Source organism: Shewanella sp., assembly GCF_047975355.1.
GTDB lineage: Bacteria > Pseudomonadota > Gammaproteobacteria > Enterobacterales > Shewanellaceae > Shewanella.
Map to the genome: position 1 here is coordinate 19,455 of NZ_JBKEDJ010000093.1, position 16,503 is coordinate 35,957.

14 protein-coding genes and 4 tRNA genes are annotated in these 16,503 nt (G+C 47.6%); 11 read left to right on the plus strand and 7 right to left on the minus strand.

All coding sequences use genetic code 11. From position 1 onward, the window contains the following. Positions 1-18: 18 nt before the first annotated feature. Genes ACK5NH_RS19740 through ACK5NH_RS19755 form a run of 4 tightly spaced genes read left to right on the plus strand, consistent with a single transcriptional unit; the run spans position 19 to position 4,693 of the window. Complete coding sequence (locus tag ACK5NH_RS19740) at positions 19-1,434, plus strand: TolC family outer membrane protein (RefSeq protein WP_416922833.1); 1,416 nt, start codon at positions 19-21, stop codon at positions 1,432-1,434. Next, on the plus strand, positions 1,431-2,039 hold the full coding sequence (locus ACK5NH_RS19745) for an OmpA family protein (protein ID WP_416922835.1): 609 nt from the start codon (positions 1,431-1,433) through the stop codon (positions 2,037-2,039). Before ACK5NH_RS19740 ends, ACK5NH_RS19745 begins: the two co-directional genes overlap by 4 nt. 18 nt (positions 2,040-2,057) lie before the next feature. Further along, positions 2,058-2,765, plus strand: a complete 708-nt coding sequence (locus tag ACK5NH_RS19750) for a transglutaminase-like cysteine peptidase (RefSeq protein ID WP_416922837.1) — start codon at positions 2,058-2,060, stop codon at positions 2,763-2,765. 8 nt (positions 2,766-2,773) lie between these two features. Continuing rightward, a complete protein-coding gene (locus ACK5NH_RS19755; RefSeq protein WP_416922839.1) occupies positions 2,774-4,693 on the plus strand; it encodes an EAL domain-containing protein in 1,920 nt (639 codons plus the stop codon). Between the two features lie 194 nt (positions 4,694-4,887). Here the strand turns inward: ACK5NH_RS19755 and ACK5NH_RS19760 are convergent. From ACK5NH_RS19760 to ACK5NH_RS19775, 4 genes are all read right to left on the minus strand, one after another. Next, positions 4,888-4,964: transfer RNA gene (locus ACK5NH_RS19760), tRNA-Pro, on the minus strand. A gap of 53 nt (positions 4,965-5,017) precedes the next feature. Next, positions 5,018-5,094, minus strand: a tRNA-Pro gene (locus ACK5NH_RS19765). A 14-nt stretch (positions 5,095-5,108) separates the two neighbouring features. Further along, positions 5,109-5,184 (minus strand) — tRNA-His (locus ACK5NH_RS19770). A 52-nt stretch (positions 5,185-5,236) separates the two neighbouring features. Then, positions 5,237-5,313, minus strand: a tRNA-Arg gene (locus tag ACK5NH_RS19775). A 208-nt stretch (positions 5,314-5,521) separates the two neighbouring features. On the opposite strand from ACK5NH_RS19775, the gene ACK5NH_RS19780 reads away from it, so the two are divergent. After that, complete coding sequence (locus tag ACK5NH_RS19780; RefSeq protein ID WP_416922854.1) at positions 5,522-8,152, plus strand: diguanylate cyclase domain-containing protein; 2,631 nt, start codon at positions 5,522-5,524, stop codon at positions 8,150-8,152. 29 nt (positions 8,153-8,181) lie between these two features. Here the strand turns inward: ACK5NH_RS19780 and rep are convergent, their stop codons facing one another. Further along, positions 8,182-10,197: a DNA helicase Rep gene (gene rep / locus ACK5NH_RS19785; protein ID WP_011621182.1), complete on the minus strand. Its 2,016-nt coding sequence runs from the start codon at positions 10,195-10,197 to the stop codon at positions 8,182-8,184. Between the two features lie 216 nt (positions 10,198-10,413). Here rep and ubiK point away from each other — a divergent pair, with 216 nt between their 5' ends. The 3 genes from ubiK to ACK5NH_RS19800 all read left to right on the plus strand — a co-directional run bounded on the left by ubiK (position 10,414) and on the right by ACK5NH_RS19800 (position 11,520). After that, positions 10,414-10,668: a ubiquinone biosynthesis accessory factor UbiK gene (ubiK, locus tag ACK5NH_RS19790; RefSeq protein ID WP_011621181.1), complete on the plus strand. Its 255-nt coding sequence runs from the start codon at positions 10,414-10,416 to the stop codon at positions 10,666-10,668. A 94-nt stretch (positions 10,669-10,762) separates the two neighbouring features. Further along, complete coding sequence (locus ACK5NH_RS19795) at positions 10,763-11,101, plus strand: hypothetical protein (protein ID WP_416922842.1); 339 nt, start codon at positions 10,763-10,765, stop codon at positions 11,099-11,101. Positions 11,102-11,154: 53 nt separating this feature from the next. Further along, positions 11,155-11,520, plus strand: a complete 366-nt coding sequence (locus tag ACK5NH_RS19800) for a hypothetical protein (RefSeq protein ID WP_416922844.1) — start codon at positions 11,155-11,157, stop codon at positions 11,518-11,520. Here the strand turns inward: ACK5NH_RS19800 and ACK5NH_RS19805 are convergent. Continuing rightward, positions 11,517-12,683 carry a winged helix-turn-helix domain-containing protein gene (locus ACK5NH_RS19805; RefSeq protein WP_416922846.1) on the minus strand — a complete coding sequence of 389 codons (1,167 nt, stop codon included), beginning with the start codon at positions 12,681-12,683 and terminating at the stop codon, positions 11,517-11,519. The two genes, ACK5NH_RS19800 and ACK5NH_RS19805, sit on opposite strands and share 4 nt — an antisense overlap. Positions 12,684-12,918: 235 nt before the next feature. Here ACK5NH_RS19805 and ACK5NH_RS19810 point away from each other — a divergent pair, with 235 nt between their 5' ends. From ACK5NH_RS19810 to ACK5NH_RS19820, 3 genes are all read left to right on the plus strand, one after another. After that, on the plus strand, positions 12,919-13,446 hold the full coding sequence (locus ACK5NH_RS19810) for a hypothetical protein (RefSeq protein ID WP_374910623.1): 528 nt from the start codon (positions 12,919-12,921) through the stop codon (positions 13,444-13,446). 162 nt (positions 13,447-13,608) lie between these two features. After that, positions 13,609-15,081, plus strand: a complete 1,473-nt coding sequence (creD, locus tag ACK5NH_RS19815; RefSeq protein ID WP_416922848.1) for a cell envelope integrity protein CreD — start codon at positions 13,609-13,611, stop codon at positions 15,079-15,081. A 117-nt stretch (positions 15,082-15,198) separates the two neighbouring features. Further along, complete coding sequence (locus ACK5NH_RS19820; protein ID WP_416922850.1) at positions 15,199-15,972, plus strand: phosphatase PAP2 family protein; 774 nt, start codon at positions 15,199-15,201, stop codon at positions 15,970-15,972. Positions 15,973-16,074: 102 nt separating this feature from the next. On the opposite strand, the gene ACK5NH_RS19825 is transcribed toward ACK5NH_RS19820, so the two are convergent. After that, positions 16,075-16,503 (minus strand): hypothetical protein (locus ACK5NH_RS19825; RefSeq protein WP_416922852.1); only part of this gene is annotated, 429 nt, incomplete at its 5' end.

The following is a 16,503-nucleotide window of genomic DNA, read 5'->3' on the forward strand; positions in this document are numbered from 1 at the left end:
TAAACCGGGAGGTTTGCAATGAAGACTTCAGTAAGACAACAATTTCAATGTTCAAAACTAGCGATTGTATTGTCAGTGCTCCTGTTACCACTTTCGGCTCAAAGCCAAACACTAGAGCAAGCGGTAGCATACACACTCGATACAAACCCCGATCTACGCGTTGCCTTTAACCGCTTCAAAGCCAGAGAAGAGCAAGTGAACCAAGCAATTGCTGGCTACATGCCAACCATCGATGTCACTGGCGGCTATGGCTATGAACAAACCGACAGCGTATCGACCCGCCGACGTCCGAATGTGGGTGATGTTGATAGCGATGGGGTTGCAGAACTCAACCGTGGTGAGTTTGGTGTTAGCTTAAAGCAAATGCTATTCGATGGTTTTTATACCAGCAGTGAAGTTGATCGTTATAGCTTTGAAGCCAGTGCAGACCAATGGGCGCTTCTTGCCGCAGCAGAAGACATGGCGCTTGATGTCAGCAAAGTCTACCTAAACTACTTGCGTACCGATGAAGTGCTCAAACTGGCAGAGAAAAACCTCAACAGCCACAAAGAGATTTATGAGCAAATCAAACAACGTACAGATTCAGGTTTAGGCTCTACTGCGGATCTCTCGCAAATTACTGGCCGTCTTGCACGTGCCAATGCCAATGTGATTTCTGCCCGCAATAATCTGCTGGATGCCAAAGCACAATTTATTCGTGTAATTGCGGCCGAACCCGTGGATTTAATCCAACCGGTACCGGATGCAGATTTATTACCAAAAGATCTCAATTCAGGTGTTACTGATGCACAAGAAAATCATCCGATCCTCAAATCGGCTGCAAATGATATTCGTGCCGCTGAGAACGAACGCTCATCGGTTCAAGCCAGTTATTACCCACAGGTTTCATTAGAACTTAATGGCAACTGGAATAACGATGTCGGTGGCGAAGACGGTGTTAGCGCGTTAGCCAGCCAAAACGTCGGCGGCTACAACAATGATCTCGTTGCCATGGTGAGAGTAAGATACAACCTGTTCGCTGGCGGCAAAGATCTCGCCCGCGAAAAAGAAACCGCCTACAAGTTAGGTGAAGCCAAAGAAATCCGTCAACGCGCACAACGTGAAGTGGTTGAGGGCGTAAATTTGGCTTGGAACGCCTATGAAATGTTGGCCCCACAAAAGCAATATATTCGCGATCATGTAATGGCTGCAAAAGAGACACAATCTGCCTATGCCCAACAATTTAACTTAGGTCAACGCAGCTTACTCGACTTACTCGATACCGAAAACGAATTGTTTGAAGCTCGTAAAGATTACTTACAAGCTGAATACGATGAAATCATTGCTAAATATCGCGTACTCAACTCTACTGGACGTTTGCTTGACTCCTTAAAAGTCACTCGCCCAGAAGCATGGCGTGGTGAACGCAACTACGAAGGAGGAGCCAATCAATGAAAACCGTAATCCTATTTATGAGCGTGGCACTTTTAGCTGGTTGTTCTATGCGTGATACAGTTAATATTGAAGAAATGACCACGACTCAGGCCTATGATCTATCAGACAAAGATGGTGATGGTGTGATTGAAGCACGCGAACGCTGCAACGACACAGCCAAAGGCGCAGGTACAGATAATTATGGCTGCGGTCAAGTAAAAGCCATTAATGAGCGCAAGGATATCAATATATTATTTCCAAACGACTCGGCTTATATTGCACCAGAGTATTATCCACAGATTGAAGAAATTGCGATGTTTTTACGTCAATATCCCACGACTAAAGTGACCATCGAAGGCCACACTAGCCGTACGGGAACAGATGAAAGAAACTCTGTACTTTCGCAAGAACGTGCCGATGCAGTGACCGCGGTGCTGGCAGATCGCTTCAGCATCGACCGTTCTCGACTCACAGCCATTGGCTACGGCTCAAGCCGCCCATTGGTACTCGAGCATACGCCGGATGCTGAAACACGTAACCGCCGCGTGGTCGCAGAAGTTACAGGCGATGATACGACGACAGACATGAAATGGACAATTTACTCTGTCGATGAACCAACCAAATAAAGGCTAACGGAATAGGCTATGAACGGCAGGCTGGGTGATACTAATTCGTTTTTGCGGGCCTGTCGCTTAAGCCTAGTTGCGTCTGCGTTAGTGGTCGGCTGTTTATATGCCAGCCCGACCCAAAAGCTAGATGAAGTCAAGATTACCTCAACGCTGGAGAAGCGTTACGGTGAGCGCGCAGGTATGCGTGCAAGGGCTTGGTTTAAAGTGGTGGCAGAAGCCAGCACGCTCGATGAAAAAGAAAAGCTATTAAAAGTGAATAACTTCTTTAACTTATTCCGCTTCATCGATGATATAAAGTTATGGGGAGAATCAAACTATTGGGCCACTCCGATGGAGTTTATTGGCGTTAATGGTGGCGACTGTGAAGACTTTTCAATTGCAAAGTATTTCACACTACTCCAATTAGGCGTGCCCGAAGATAAGATGCGGATCACTATGGTTAAGGCCACAAGTGTGAATCAGTATCATATGGTGTTAGCTTACTATGACACCCCTTCATCTGTCCCTTTAGTTCTCGATAACCTCGACCATGTCATTAAACCCGCCACTCAGCGTAAAGATCTTATCCCTGTTTACAGCTTCAACGGTAAACAGTTATGGCTGAATAAAGAACAGGGACGAGGTGTTTTAGCAGGCTCGTCGACACGACTCGAAAAATGGAATGACCTTAACCATAGGTTAGGGGTTGACCGACTCAGGCAGCCCAAATTAAAAGTGGAGTAGCACCAAAGATGACACTGTTTAGACAGATATATTCGCTGCTTTTTAGCCTGTTCTTGCTGGTTGTTGCAAGCCTTGGCTATGTGCAATTTACAGAGACACAAAGCTTTTTGACCAAGCAAATGGAATCGGATCTAAACAATACCAGTACCTCGCTTGGACTCATGCTTACTCCAGCACTGCAAGCAGGCGATACCGCCGCAGCCGAAACCTTAGTCAATGTGATTTTTGAGGGCGGCTATTACAAGAGCATTAAGCTAACCTGGATGGTTGATGGCAAACAACAGGAATGGAATAACCCACTCAAGATTGAAGACGTTCCTCAATGGTTTATCAATTTAAAGCTATTTAAAACCATCAAAAAAGAAAGCACTATTACCTCAGGATGGTTACAACTCGCTCAACTAGAAATCACCGCTCATCCAGGCTTTGGTTACCATGAGTTATGGCGCATTATGTCTAACACAATCATCGCCTTCTCACTCCTCTTTTTAGTCGCTATTTTTACTGCAAGATTAGGATTAACTTGGATTTTAAAACCACTGCATGCCTTATCTGATCATGCCAAAAAGATTGCGGCTCGTCAGTTTGGTCCCGATATGCCACTGCCTAAGACCACTGAGCTCAAAGATTTGGTAACCGCATTCAACAGCATGTCAGCCCAGCTTAAACAACTCTTTCAATCACTCGATGAAGAAGTCGGTACTTTACGTAAAAAGAACCTCACAGATCCCGCCTCTGGGCTGCCTAACCGCCAATATGTGGTGAGCCGTCTCAATGGCTGGTTAAGTGAGCCGAGTAGCGGCGCCCTATTCTTAGCTAAACTCGATTGGCTCGAGGAAGTCCACAGCAAATATGGTTATCAGGTTCGAGATGAAACCATTCGCCTGCTGGCCGAAAAACTCGTTCAACAATTAGATGAGATAACCCCATCCGTGGTGGCGCGTATTGCCGCGTTTGAATTTGCCTTCCTCGTTACCGATGTAGAGCATGATCAAATCAGTAAGTACCTACAAACTCTGATCCGCACCATCAACCAAGAAATCTCTAAAGCAGGCTGTAAGCCCAATGAAAACTTTGCCATCGGTGTAGCTGAACGCATTGGCCAGATGAAGGTGTCAGATATTCTGGCCCAGGCGGATAATGCGCTACAAAAAGCACTGAAAGAACATAAGTCCTTCCATTGGTTTGAAACCACAGAGCAGCAACTGTTCACTAGGGAGCAGTGGCGCGACAACCTGAGCCACGCCATCAGTAATAAGAAATTCAAGTTCCGTTGGCAGCCGATCCAATTTTGTAATGGCGAAGGAGTTGCCCAGCGAGAACTCTACTGCCAACTTGAACTTGGCGATAAGGTCGCTCATGCTGGCCAGTTTATGCCTTATATCGAACTACTCTCACTCGGCTCATTGCTCGATAAGTGCCTGATTGAAACTGTGTATGAACAAAAATTGTTAGAACGTAACTATGAGCCATTGGCAATCAACCTGACTCATCAGAGTATTAGTGATACCCAGTTCCATGACTGGCTCAATCATTTCCTGCGCAGCATGCCACAGGTTGAGCGCATCTGCTTTGAAATCCCCGAAGCGGGCGTCTACAGCGATTTAGAATCCTGTGTGCAGCTATGCAATATTATTCGTGATAATGGTGCTAAGTTTGGTATCGACCACTTCGGTCGCCAATTTGGCTCTATGTCGTACCTTCAAGAACTAAGACCAAGTTATGTAAAACTCGACCAATCCTTCTCCTACTATGACGAAGCATCACATAATAGCGAGCTCTGCCGCGCCATTATCAATGTGGCTAAGGGATTGGATATTCAGGTGATAGTGACAGGTATCCAAGAAAAAGCGCAGCTAGAACGCTTTAACGAGCTTAAAACTGATGCCTATCAGGGCTTTATTGTGCCGCCTGAGAATATTGACTAAGTCGAATCGCATTGTATTAAGGCTCCTTGGGGAGCCTTAATTATTTTGATGGCTAGATAAAATGGCTTGCGTGGTCACTACACCAGTCGTGCAATAAAAATGAAACGGCAGGAGACTAATCGACTGGAATTATCAAAAGACAGATACAAAAAAGCCCCAGTTATTCCTATGGAATTCTGAGGCTTCAATGTAATTGGTCGGTGATAGAGGATTCGAACCTCTGACCCTCTGGTCCCAAACCAGATGCGCTACCGGACTGCGCTAATCACCGTAACTGTTAACTATTTGCCTGAAAAATCAAGCGCGCTAGTCATGCGAATAATGTGGTCGGTGATAGAGGATTCGAACCTCTGACCCTCTGGTCCCAAACCAGATGCGCTACCGGACTGCGCTAATCACCGAGATATAAATGAAATGGGGTGACTGATGGGGCTCGAACCCACGACAACCGGAATCACAATCCGGGACTCTACCAACTGAGCTACAATCACCACTGACTTTCACTTTACTGCTAACCTCAAGCTCACAACTCATTCGGAGAGATGGTGCGCCCAAAAGGATTCGAACCTTCGGCCTCACCCTCCGGAGGGGTGCGCTCTATCCAGCTGAGCTATGGGCGCTCGCCTTGGTTAGCGCCGCATATAGTATGGACAAATAGCCCTTGAGTCCATAGCTGTTTTGCACTTTTTTTACTGACTGCTCAAGTTTTGATACATTAGCATGCTTTTTCAGCGGAATGACAGCGTAAATATGGCTTGGATGTTACGGTATTTCATGTTAATTATAACGTTTGGTAAACAATTAACGCAGAACTGATTAGTGAGTATCATGTTTAGGGATGAAGATGGAACTACCCCGCCTCGTGCTCATGAGGTTGAACGCTTAAAAAAGAGACTGAATCGCCTCAAATATTTGGCGCATAAGTACAAGCGTGCCGAAGTCGTTCAAAATGCGTTACTCGAATTATCCCATATTGCGACTCAAGTTCCTTCCCTCGAAGAGTTCTATTTAGGTGTACACCATCACCTAAAGCAATTGATCTCCGCCGATAATTTTTTTATTGCCACTTTAGATGTGAACAGCGGAGACATTTCGGTTCCCTTCTTCGCCGATGAAAAAGACGCCCACCCCGCCAAACTTTATCCCGAGCAATCCCTATCAACCCTACTACAGCAGGGGTTAACTGGTTATGTATTTCGCTCGGGTGAAACCTTATTGTGCGATGAGACTAAAGTTGATGAGCTGGTTCAAGCGGGAGAGATACTCAATCTAGGCTCGCCTTGTCACCTCTGGTTAGGCGTCCCCATAAAGCATGAGGGTATAGTCACCGCAGTTCTTGTAGTGCAAACTTATGATACCAATGTAAATTATGGCGATATCGAGGTCGAGTTAATGACCTTTATTTGTCACCATATTGCCGGAGTGATGGAAAGGCTTAAACACCAAGAACAACTAGAACAAGCCATACAACAGCGCACCAAGGAACTCAGCCAAGCCTACGACAAACTCAAGCAAGAAGTGTACGAGCGACGCAGAGCAGAGCGGCTGCAAAAGTCATTATTTGAAATCGCCGAACTTGCCAGCTCCGGCTCAGATAATCCCGACTTCTATGTCCAGCTGCATAATGTTATCCGCCACCTTATTCCTGCCAATAACTGTTATATCGCGCTGTTAAATGAGGAAGGAACCCATTTAACCTTCCCGTTTTACGTGTCGCAACTAGGCAACCAGCATCCTGGTTCAAGGCCCTTGCAGGATGGGCTGACCGAGTATGTGCTTAAACACAAACGCCCATTATTGCTCGATCGGAATGATATCAATGATTTAATCATCTCTGGCGAGCTCTACGCTAAAGCGCCTGCCCTAAATCACACCCAAACCATGCATCAATGGATTGGTATTCCGCTATTTATCCATGATGAAGTACGCGGCGCCTTAACCATCTACAGCTTCAGCATGACCCAAAACTACCAAACTAAAGATTTGGAGTTGCTTACCTGTGTGTCTCAGCATATTGGTGCCGCTATCGAGAAAAAGCTGACGGCAGAATCCCTGCGCCGTAGCTACGAAGAATTAGAAGAAAAAGTAGCCGCCCGCACCACGGCCCTCGCCGAACTGAATAAGGATCTTGAAAAAGAGATCCGTCAACGCCGCAATATGGAAGCCAAGCTCGTCCATGATGCCAAACACGATGCGCTCACAGGGCTGCCCAATCGTGCCATGTTTATGGAACGGCTCAACCAAGCCATTAAACACGTGCGTCGCCATAGCTTGGAGCAGTTTGCTTTGCTCTTTATTGACCTCGATCGCTTCAAGCAGATTAACGACACTATGGGGCATTTAGAGGGAGATAGGTTCTTAATTGAAACCGCCACCCGCCTGCGTTCCTGCATCCGCAGTAACGATACCTTGGCTAGACTCGGCGGCGATGAATTTGTCATCCTGCTCGATAGCATTAATGGCATTAACGATGCGCGTGATGTGGCCGAACGGGTTATTCAGAAAATCTCTCTAGCCTACACGCTAGGCGCAATCGAGTTTCACTCGGGCGCGAGTATTGGTATTACCATCAGCGGCAATAAGCTGGATACCAGCGAGTCCATGCTACGTAATGCCGACACGGCCATGTACCAAGCCAAGGCCAATGGTAAAGGCTGCTATGTGATTTTCGACGATAGCGCCTCACAGCAAAAGATGCAGGATATTGCCTTTGAGAATGATTTTAAGCAGGCTCTGCAAACGGGTGAGTTACAACTGCAGTTTTGGCCGATTGTCGATTTACAGACACTGCGAACCCAAGCCTTAGAATGCCGTTTAACCTGGGAACATCCACAGTGGGGCACTATTCCACATGAGATCCTCAGTCAGTTAGCCGAACAAGCTAATCTTATGGTTGAATTGGATAAATATACGATTAGCTTACTGGATAGGAGCTATCATCAACTACTTGCCAACCAAGGGGATAAAGTCGAATTACACCTAATGCTGTCGAGCCAACATCTTAAGCATAAGCACGTACTTCGCGGCCTCAAAAACACCCTTAAACAAACTAAGCTTGCACTCCCGCAGCTTTGGCTATTTTTTAATGAAAAAGCGTTAGTGCTGGAGACAGAGAATCACATTAACGGTTTTGAGTTATTGAAAAAGCTGGACGTGAACTTAGGGATTAGCCACTACGGTAGTGGCCACAGTGCCTTAAATAGTTTGTTGTTTCTGCCTATCAAGGGCTTAAAGCTCGATGCCAACATCACTAAACAATTACAGGATGAGCAACATATCAAGCTGATGTCGGCTTACCAGAAAGCGGCCTCGACCTTAGACTTACAAACCTTTGTCGATGGTCTGCAATCCGACGAGCAAATTAAGATATTCAACGCATTAGGTTATCGCTTTGGTCAAGGCGGCGCCTTAGCCTCGCCTTTTTTATTAGCGGATACAGAACAACAGGTCTGTGCCTGAACGCAGTAATTACATGATAAATAATGAGATTACTGCTTTTTAAACATATCCCTTAGATTCGAGATATGGCTGCGCCCAGTCTGCATGCGCTCCTGCTCAGTTTGCTGCGGCTTGCGGTTTTCCCAAATAAGATCATCCTGCGGTAACTCATGCAAGAAACGGCTCGGCTCACAGCGCATGGTCTCACCAAACTGGCGACGCTCACGGCAGAGAGTAAACCATAACTCACGTTGTGCGCGCGTAATCCCCACATACGCTAGGCGACGTTCTTCGTCGACGTTATCTTCATCTATGCTGGTTTGATGCGGCAAAATGCGCTCCTCAACCCCCACCATAAATACGAAGGGAAACTCAAGCCCTTTAGAGGCATGCAGCGTCATTAACTGCACCTGATCGCCACCTTCATCCTCGCTGTTACGCTCCATCATATCCCTAAGCGTCAGGCGGTTAACCACCTCAGGCAAGGTCATGGGTTCTTCTAACTCATCCCCCGAGAGCATTTCCGTCACCCAGCGATAGAGCTCGGAGATGTTTTTCATCCGCATCTCGGCGGCCTTGGCGCTGGTACTGGTCTCGTATAAATAGTCTTCGTAATTAATCTTACGGATCAATTGCTTTACCGCCTCAACTGGTTCACCCCGCTCGGCGTGCTCCCCGGTATCGACAATAAAACGGCCAAATTGATACAAGGCCGACATAGCATTAGGCGGTAAATGATGATTCAGCTCAGGGTCAAAAATCGCCTCAAACATGGAGATATGTTTCTCGTTGGAGAAGTTACCCAAACGCTCTAAGGTCGATGGACCAATGCCGCGCTTAGGCAGGTTTACCACCCGCAAAAAGGCGTTATCATCATCGGGATTTACCACTAATTTGAGGTAGCCCATGATGTCTTTAATCTCGGCACGGGCAAAAAACGAGGTGCCGCCACTTAGCTTGTAGGGGATACGGTTAGTCATCAGCGCCCGTTCGAGCAGGCGAGACTGGTGGTTCCCCCGATACAGAATCGCGTAATCACCAAATTGGGTACGACCAACAAACTTGTGGCGAATGATTTCGGCGACGACACGCTCGGCTTCTTGCTCTTCATTGGCGGCAAACAGTACCCGCATCGGCTCACCATAAGCCAGCTCGCTAAATAACGACTTATCGTACACATGGGGATTGTTGGCAATAAGGATGTTAGCCGCCCGTAAAATACGTTGGCTAGAACGATAATTCTGCTCGAGTTTAATCAGCTTAAGCTTGGGAAAATCTTTGCCCAACAGCACTAAGTTCTGCGGTTTAGCCCCGCGCCATGAATAGATGGACTGGTCGTCGTCCCCCACCACGGTAAAACGCGCGCGCTCGCCCACCAGTAACTTGACCATTTCATACTGGGAAGTGTTGGTATCCTGATATTCGTCCACCAGCAGGTATTGGATCTTGGTTTGCCAGCGCGTGCGCACTTCCTCGTGATGCCTTAGTAATAAGGTCGGTAGCAGAATTAAGTCATCAAAATCTAAGGCGTTGTAAGCTTTCATATGCTGGGCATAACGCTGATACAACATGGCAAACAGCTGCTGCTGTTCATCCTTTGCCAGCTTGCGCGCTTGGTCGGGAATAATCAGCCCACCCTTCCAGTTGGAAATTGCCCCCGCAAGAGCTTTGAGTAAGTCTTTATCTTCCTGTAATTCTTTTTGAGTCAGCTCTTTAAGGAGCGCGAGCGTGTCTTGATCATCGAATAACGAGAACCCAGGCTTTAGTCCCAGCACTTTATGCTCACGTTTTACAATCTCAAGCCCCAGTGTGTGGAAGGTCGAAATCCACAAACCTCTGGCCTCTTTGCGCCCCATAGACTGAGCGACCCGCTCCTTCATCTCGCGCGCCGCTTTGTTGGTAAAGGTTACCGCCGCGATATTGCGCGCATTGTAGCCACACTTTTGCACTAGGTAGGCAATCTTGTTGATAATTACGCGTGTTTTGCCACTGCCCGCGCCCGCTAATACTAAGCAGGGACCCGAAACATAATGAACAGCATCATTTTGGGCAGGATTGAGTTTCATCTTCGCGCAATATCCAAACAAGTCTTCAGAAGGGGGGATGGGATCATAGCAGAAGCTAAGGTTTTAAGGCCAACAAATCCCCTTGCAATCGTTATCACACCGCCGTGACAAAGCGCGCAATCGTGGCGATGAGCACGGCCCAATCCGCGGCTTTACTTTTGAAAGCTAACGTACTGAGTTACAATTCATCCATTCAGCAAAGAGGCGGACAAGATTATGATCAATCCAAAGAAAATCGAAGAAATGGCGAAGCAACTGAGCGATAGTTTGCCCAGCGGTCTTAAGCAATTTGCCGGTGAATTTGAAGAGCGCAGCAAGCAAGTGCTGCAAAATCAATTGCTCAAGTTAGATCTGGTTTCCCGTGAAGAATTTGAAGTACAGCAGCATGTACTACTGAAAACCCGCGAGAAGTTAGAAGCTCTGCAGGCGCAAGTTAATGAGCTTGAGAAAAAGCTGAACGCCGCGGACTAACTTATAATGCATGTGTGAAAGAGCACAGTTAGCGATAGCGCAGCTGTGCTTTTTTGTTTTTAACACTTCAAGCATTGAGTCACTTAGGGAAATAATGCAACAACTCGCCAGCTACATTCTCGCCATTCAAGGTTATCCTAGCCCGGTTTCAGTGGTGAGCCACACCCAAGAGCAGCACAGTTATCAGGACGATAATGCTGAAATTTGCGAATCCTTGACCTTGTATCACTTCGACAACGGGGTTGTGGTCAGCCTGTTAAGCGAACAAGATACGCAGGCTGATGAGTCAGACGCGGTTTGTGCCGATTATTGGCTCAGCTATCGCGTCGTGACGGCCGATATCGCGATTTCGCCGCAGCAAAAGTCCTTTAGTAATCTGTGCCAACAAGGCTTTTGGCTTAAGATGCAGCAAGGGCTTACCGAGCGAAAATAGTTGTGGGCGCCAAGACTTAAGCGCTCGAGTTCGAATCGTCAGGGAAGAAGACAATGGATACCGCAAGCACCACTTTCTATCAGGACTATCTCCTTTGGGGATTGTTACTCCTTGGCGGCCTGCCACTGCTCAGTTATCCCTTTGTGGTCCTCGCAAGCCTAATGGGGCTTGCCAGCCAAACCACGATTAAAGTGCATTGGTTTTATCGGCTGATGAATAAAAGCTTTCTGTGGGGAACCCTAGCTTATCCCTTAGTGTACATTCCCTGCTATTGGCTCGCGCGCAGTGAAAACAGTTCATTATCCTTGGGCTATGCCAGTCTGCCACTGCTCTTTTTAGCACTGCTGTACCTGTGCTTTCGCTGGATGGATATACCATCTAAAGACAAGCGCCCAGATAACGATAAAGCTCCCGATTAGATCTTCTGCTGCCGGGCGTATTTTTGTTTAAATGCCTTATGGTTAGCCTTAACCAGTTTCCAGCGGCTACAGCCATTAAAGCGCGCATACTCAGTGACTGCCGCCTCAAATGCCGCACAAAAATCATCATCCATGCCATCGAATCCTGCTTCTAGGGTCAGCTGCTGTAATAACAATAAACCGCTTTGCCGCTCAGCTTTCACATCTACTCGACCAACGAAGCGGTCGCACCATAAAATCGCGAGGGAGTAATAGCCATATTGGCGCTTTTCGGCGGGAACATAGACTTCAATTTGATAATCAAAATCAAACCATTGTTTCAATCGTTGCCGCTGAATTAATAGATTATCGAAGGGATTGAGTAACCAGACTCGGTTGGGCATCGCAGCGGTTATTTGCAGCTCGGGGCGATAAAAATACCATTGCCCTTCGGCCTTAAAGCTCGCTAATTCACCTTGGGACTGCATTGCGGCTAATTGCTCATTCACATTAGCTTTTATGCCTTTGCGCAGATACGCGATTTGCGCCGCCGAGCCAAAGGCATGGGCATCGAGGTAACGCTCAATCAAATGGTGGGCAAATTCGGCCTCACTCGGCGCTTGGGTATTGATATGTTCTGGCAGCACACGTTCAGTAAGATCATAACATTTTTGAAATTTCTCCCGCCGCACCACCATTAGCTCGCCGCGCATAAACAACTGCTCTAGCGCTTTTTTGGCGGGCTTCCAGTCCCACCAGGCGCCGTTTTTACCTTCGGTATGTTCAAAGTCACTTGCCTTGAGTGGCCCTTCGGCGCGAATACGGGCGCGCACTTCCTGCATCACCTTATCATCTGGCTCAAACCAATGTTTGCCGCCATTTTGTAGCAGCTGTTTACGCTGCAAACTAAAGCGGTAGTCGGCAATCGGCAAATAGGCCGCCGCATGGGACCAATATTCAAAAATCTCGCCCTGTGCTAATGCCGTATCTAGCATCATGGCTTGATACTGCGGCATCCGGCTATGCAGCACATGATGATGCGCCCGCTCGACCACATTGATAGAGTCGATTTGCACATAACCAAGGCGGCTAATCAGCTCGCTCACCGACGAGTGAGGTTGCAGTAAACCTTGCTGCTGCATATTCAGCTGTAACCACTCGCGGGGTGAAAAAGGGCTCGACATGCATTCTCCAAAGGTACTATAAGCGAATAGCTATTCCAGATGGGTACCCTTATCGGCTTATTATCCAAGGGATAGCTGTCTCACTTTTGTCGGATATTTCGCAAACTTGGCGCCAATTTGCCAGCTTGCCGCCAACTTCGGTTAACATAAGGCATTTCCTCGCTAAGGGCTATCGCTTTACCTCGAGGCGAGCGATGCGCTCATTCAAGGTTAGCCCGTCATTAAGGATTGATGAATGAATATCTATTATCGCGAAGCCAAACTCTGCGGTCGCAAAACTGGCAATGGCACTAAGCTGCCATTTTTGATGAATATGCTGTACTCACTCGCTGCAAAGAATGGCGATTTGCAACCCTTTGCCATGGAGGATATTCAGGCCGTCCTGTTTAACCAGCATCAATCCATTGGCTGCTCCATCAAAGCACCTTTGCCCATAGTCTCTTGGCGTAGCGAAGCCATTTGGTACGAGCTATTCAAAGGTGAAGCGCCCGTATATCTACCCCAATGCATTACTTTTACCAATGGCGCCGTCGACTTTGCGATTGTCGTGATTGGCGATGAGTATGAGCTACGAATTTGGCCCGACGCCAATAATCGTGAGCGTGAAAGACACCAATGGTTTTCACACCATGCCGCCGTCTACTCGGATGAAACCGAAATCTTTAAGGAATGTCTTGAGACCTTACTCAAACATATCCGTAAGGAAGATGACTACGAGGCCAAGCACCCCAAATTTGGCAAAAAGCCCCAAGCCGAGACCTAGGATTTAGCTCGTATCTGGGCAATTGCCATAATTTTGCCACTATTGATCAGCAACTTGCCCGCAACTCCTGTGGGCAAATCTGTTTTAATACCCGCCGTGATATCGAGTTAGCACCACAAAATACCGTGGCGACTCGCGCGTATTTCATAGGGAATGAAATCCATGTTTAACATTATTTTCTGGGTGCTCACGTTACTGAGTTTGGCGCTATTTGGCGGCGCCATCTATTTAGTGGCGCGCGCACTCCTTAAAAAACTCAATCGTGATCAAGGAACGGATATGTCAGCACTGGAACAGCCTGCCACAGCAAAGGGAGCGGCATTGAAAAACACCACGCTATTAAAAGCCTTAACTATTGGCATTCTGTCGATTGTGGCCTTGCTACCGCTTGGGATCATCATGGACATGACGTCCGATCGCGAAGCCCTGTACCACAGTGTGGTCGATGAAATCGGCCGCTCATGGGGCGAGCAGCAGACCCTCTCAGGCCCTGCGTTGGTGATCCCCTATAGCTATTTTGTGATGCAGGAAGAAGTCAGTAACGACGGTAAAACGCGCCACGAAGTGAAGCGCACCTATCAAGATGAGCTGGTGATCCTGCCGAAAAAACTCAGCTTCGATTTAGATTTAAAACATGATTTCCGCACCCGCGGCATTTATCAATCTCTGGTGTATAACGCGGCGCTTAAGGGGCTGGCTGACTTTCGCTTAAACCGTTACGACATTCCTAACCTTATCGCCTTCGATAATCAAAATGCCCGTTTAGTCTTTGGGGTATCATCGAATCAGGCAATTGATAAAGTGGAAAAAATTGAGGTTACGGGCGATTCAGTCATACTCTCTGGCTCGCTGATGTCGGGCACAGGTTTGACGACAGGTGGTCTAGAGAAAGGTTTTAACCAAGGGATCCAAGTCGGCGAAGCGAGTGATTTTAGCGTGAACTTTGCCATGACACTGCGCGGCTCACAGTCGATTAGCGCCCTGCCATTAGGCGAACAAACTCTGCTGAATATCCATGCCGACTGGCCGCACCCCAGTTTTAAAGGCTTACTCCCAGCAGAGCGTGAAATCACCGCCAATGGATTTACTGCCAGCTGGAATATCAGTCACTTAACCCGTAACTATCCGCAAGAGTTTATTAAGAGTAACCAATCGACACTCACAGAAGTCGTCGCCAATGCTATGTTGTTTGAGCCAGTGACCCATTACGGCAAGATTGAGCGCTCAGTCAAATACGGCCTGCTATTTATCGTACTGACTTTTATCATGTTATTTATCTTCGAACTGGGTCAAAAGACCAGCCTGAGCACAGTGCAATACATGTTGGTTGGCAGCGCCATGGCCCTGTTCTACCTGTTATTACTGTCACTCTCGGAGCACCTTGCCTTCCTGCAAGCCTATCTGATCGCCGCCTGTATCCCAGTGTTGTCGGTATCCGCCTATGTGGGCAGCGCCACCGCCAGCCTTAAGCGTGGCGCGATTGTCGGCACTATGCTGGTGAGCTTGTATGCTGTGCTGTACTCGATACTGCAACTAGAAGATTACGCCTTACTGATGGGCACCGGATTGTTACTCGTAGTGTTACTGATTTTGATGTTCGTGACCCGCCATCAACCCAAGAATACGGTGCAATAGCACCTACCGCTCCACCCTTGAAGACCCCCGACAGCGCACTTTTTGCTGTCGGGATTTTTTTATTGGCAAGCCCAAACGTGGCATGTAGCCTATGTGGTTTACTCGGAGGCGAATATTTTGACTCATCCAGCCTATCTTCTACGTCGTTTAGCCCTTGTCTGGTTACTGTTGGCAACCATTCCAAGCTTACTGTTACTCACTCAAAATCAATTATTTCCGCTGATCGACCTGCAATCGCCCTTAGCCAAAGCCTTATATTGGCTCACCACCACAGGCACGGCGCCCTATGGAGTGGCTACCGTGTTAGTGGTACTGGCTCTCGCCTATCGCCATATGCCAAAAGCGCTGTTTATTAGCCTGTTTTTAGCCATTAGCCTCAGTCAAGTCATCAGCCTGAGCACCAGTCATACCCTTAAAGCCTTTTTTAAAGAGCCAAGGCCGAACCTAGTGTATCTGTCCGACCAAGGGCTCCCAGAGGAAGCCCAACTCAACCCACACACTTTTTATCAATTAGCCAAACCAGAGCGTTCACAGGCCATCGCCGAAGCGCTAACCGAGCTACATACTATGGAGCCAGAGGTCAAACTCGCGCCTAACATTCACCAACATTGGGAGGATGAAATCGGCTATTCCTTCCCTTCTGGACACACGATTTTCGCAGTCACCTTAGTGCTCACCGCCAGCTATTACTTGCTACTCGCGGGTTTGCCACTATTTGCTAACGCGTTATTTACTTGGGGATTATTGATGGGCCTCAGCCGCATGTTACTCGGCATGCACTGGCCGCAGGATGTGCTCTTCTCCACCGTACTCGCCGCCATCATCAGCAGCTTAAGTGTGTTTTTAGTAGAAAAGTTAAGGCCCAGAAGTAAAGAGCAGCCCGACGGATAAGAAGTATAAAGCCAACCAAAGGGCTAACTCAGTGCGACAGGCGGCATCTGCAAGTTATGTAGATGCCGATTTTGTTAGGATGAACCTAAGCGACCAATCACTTCAGCCATGCGTCAATGCCGCGACATCCATCAACAGCAATACAGCCAAGACAGCTGATATAAAAAGCGCCATTACCCCAATAATCAAATGACTGTATCTTGCGAGGAACTTGTGCTCGATAGCGGCTTCTGGGTGTTGGATTGGCACAGATAAGCTCACCTTATCACCTATTTTCGGTCCAAAGCGGTTGTAGGCATGCTCGTTATAATTCATCAGCGCGCCACAGGTATAGCGCTGACCTCGCCAAAAATATTGAATCACCGGATTAATAAACACTTGCTGATCCCTAAAGTGCTCAGGCTCGTCGCTATATCGAGTATTCTCTTGCAGCGAAACGACCGTCCCTTCAACCAACTCATAAGCTAACAGCTGCTCTTGCCTAAATCTTAATATCCCGCCAATCCCAATCAGTCCAAGCACCAAAGAAAA

What these genes read in the sequence shown, in the direction of transcription:
- ACK5NH_RS19795 (WP_416922842.1), top strand. Translation starts at nt 10,763, where the DNA reads ATGCAACAACTCGCCAGCTACATTCTCGCCATTCAAGGTTATCCTAGC.
- ubiK (WP_011621181.1), top strand. Translation starts at nt 10,414, where the DNA reads ATGATCAATCCAAAGAAAATCGAAGAAATGGCGAAGCAACTGAGCGAT.
- creD (WP_416922848.1), top strand. Translation starts at nt 13,609, where the DNA reads ATGTTTAACATTATTTTCTGGGTGCTCACGTTACTGAGTTTGGCGCTA.
- ACK5NH_RS19745 (WP_416922835.1), top strand. Translation starts at nt 1,431, where the DNA reads ATGAAAACCGTAATCCTATTTATGAGCGTGGCACTTTTAGCTGGTTGT.
- ACK5NH_RS19805 (WP_416922846.1), bottom strand. Translation starts at nt 12,683, where the DNA reads ATGTCGAGCCCTTTTTCACCCCGCGAGTGGTTACAGCTGAATATGCAG.
- ACK5NH_RS19810 (WP_374910623.1), top strand. Translation starts at nt 12,919, where the DNA reads ATGAATATCTATTATCGCGAAGCCAAACTCTGCGGTCGCAAAACTGGC.
- ACK5NH_RS19755 (WP_416922839.1), top strand. Translation starts at nt 2,774, where the DNA reads ATGACACTGTTTAGACAGATATATTCGCTGCTTTTTAGCCTGTTCTTG.
- ACK5NH_RS19780 (WP_416922854.1), top strand. Translation starts at nt 5,522, where the DNA reads ATGTTTAGGGATGAAGATGGAACTACCCCGCCTCGTGCTCATGAGGTT.
- rep (WP_011621182.1), bottom strand. Translation starts at nt 10,197, where the DNA reads ATGAAACTCAATCCTGCCCAAAATGATGCTGTTCATTATGTTTCGGGT.
- ACK5NH_RS19800 (WP_416922844.1), top strand. Translation starts at nt 11,155, where the DNA reads ATGGATACCGCAAGCACCACTTTCTATCAGGACTATCTCCTTTGGGGA.
- ACK5NH_RS19740 (WP_416922833.1), top strand. Translation starts at nt 19, where the DNA reads ATGAAGACTTCAGTAAGACAACAATTTCAATGTTCAAAACTAGCGATT.
- ACK5NH_RS19750 (WP_416922837.1), top strand. Translation starts at nt 2,058, where the DNA reads ATGAACGGCAGGCTGGGTGATACTAATTCGTTTTTGCGGGCCTGTCGC.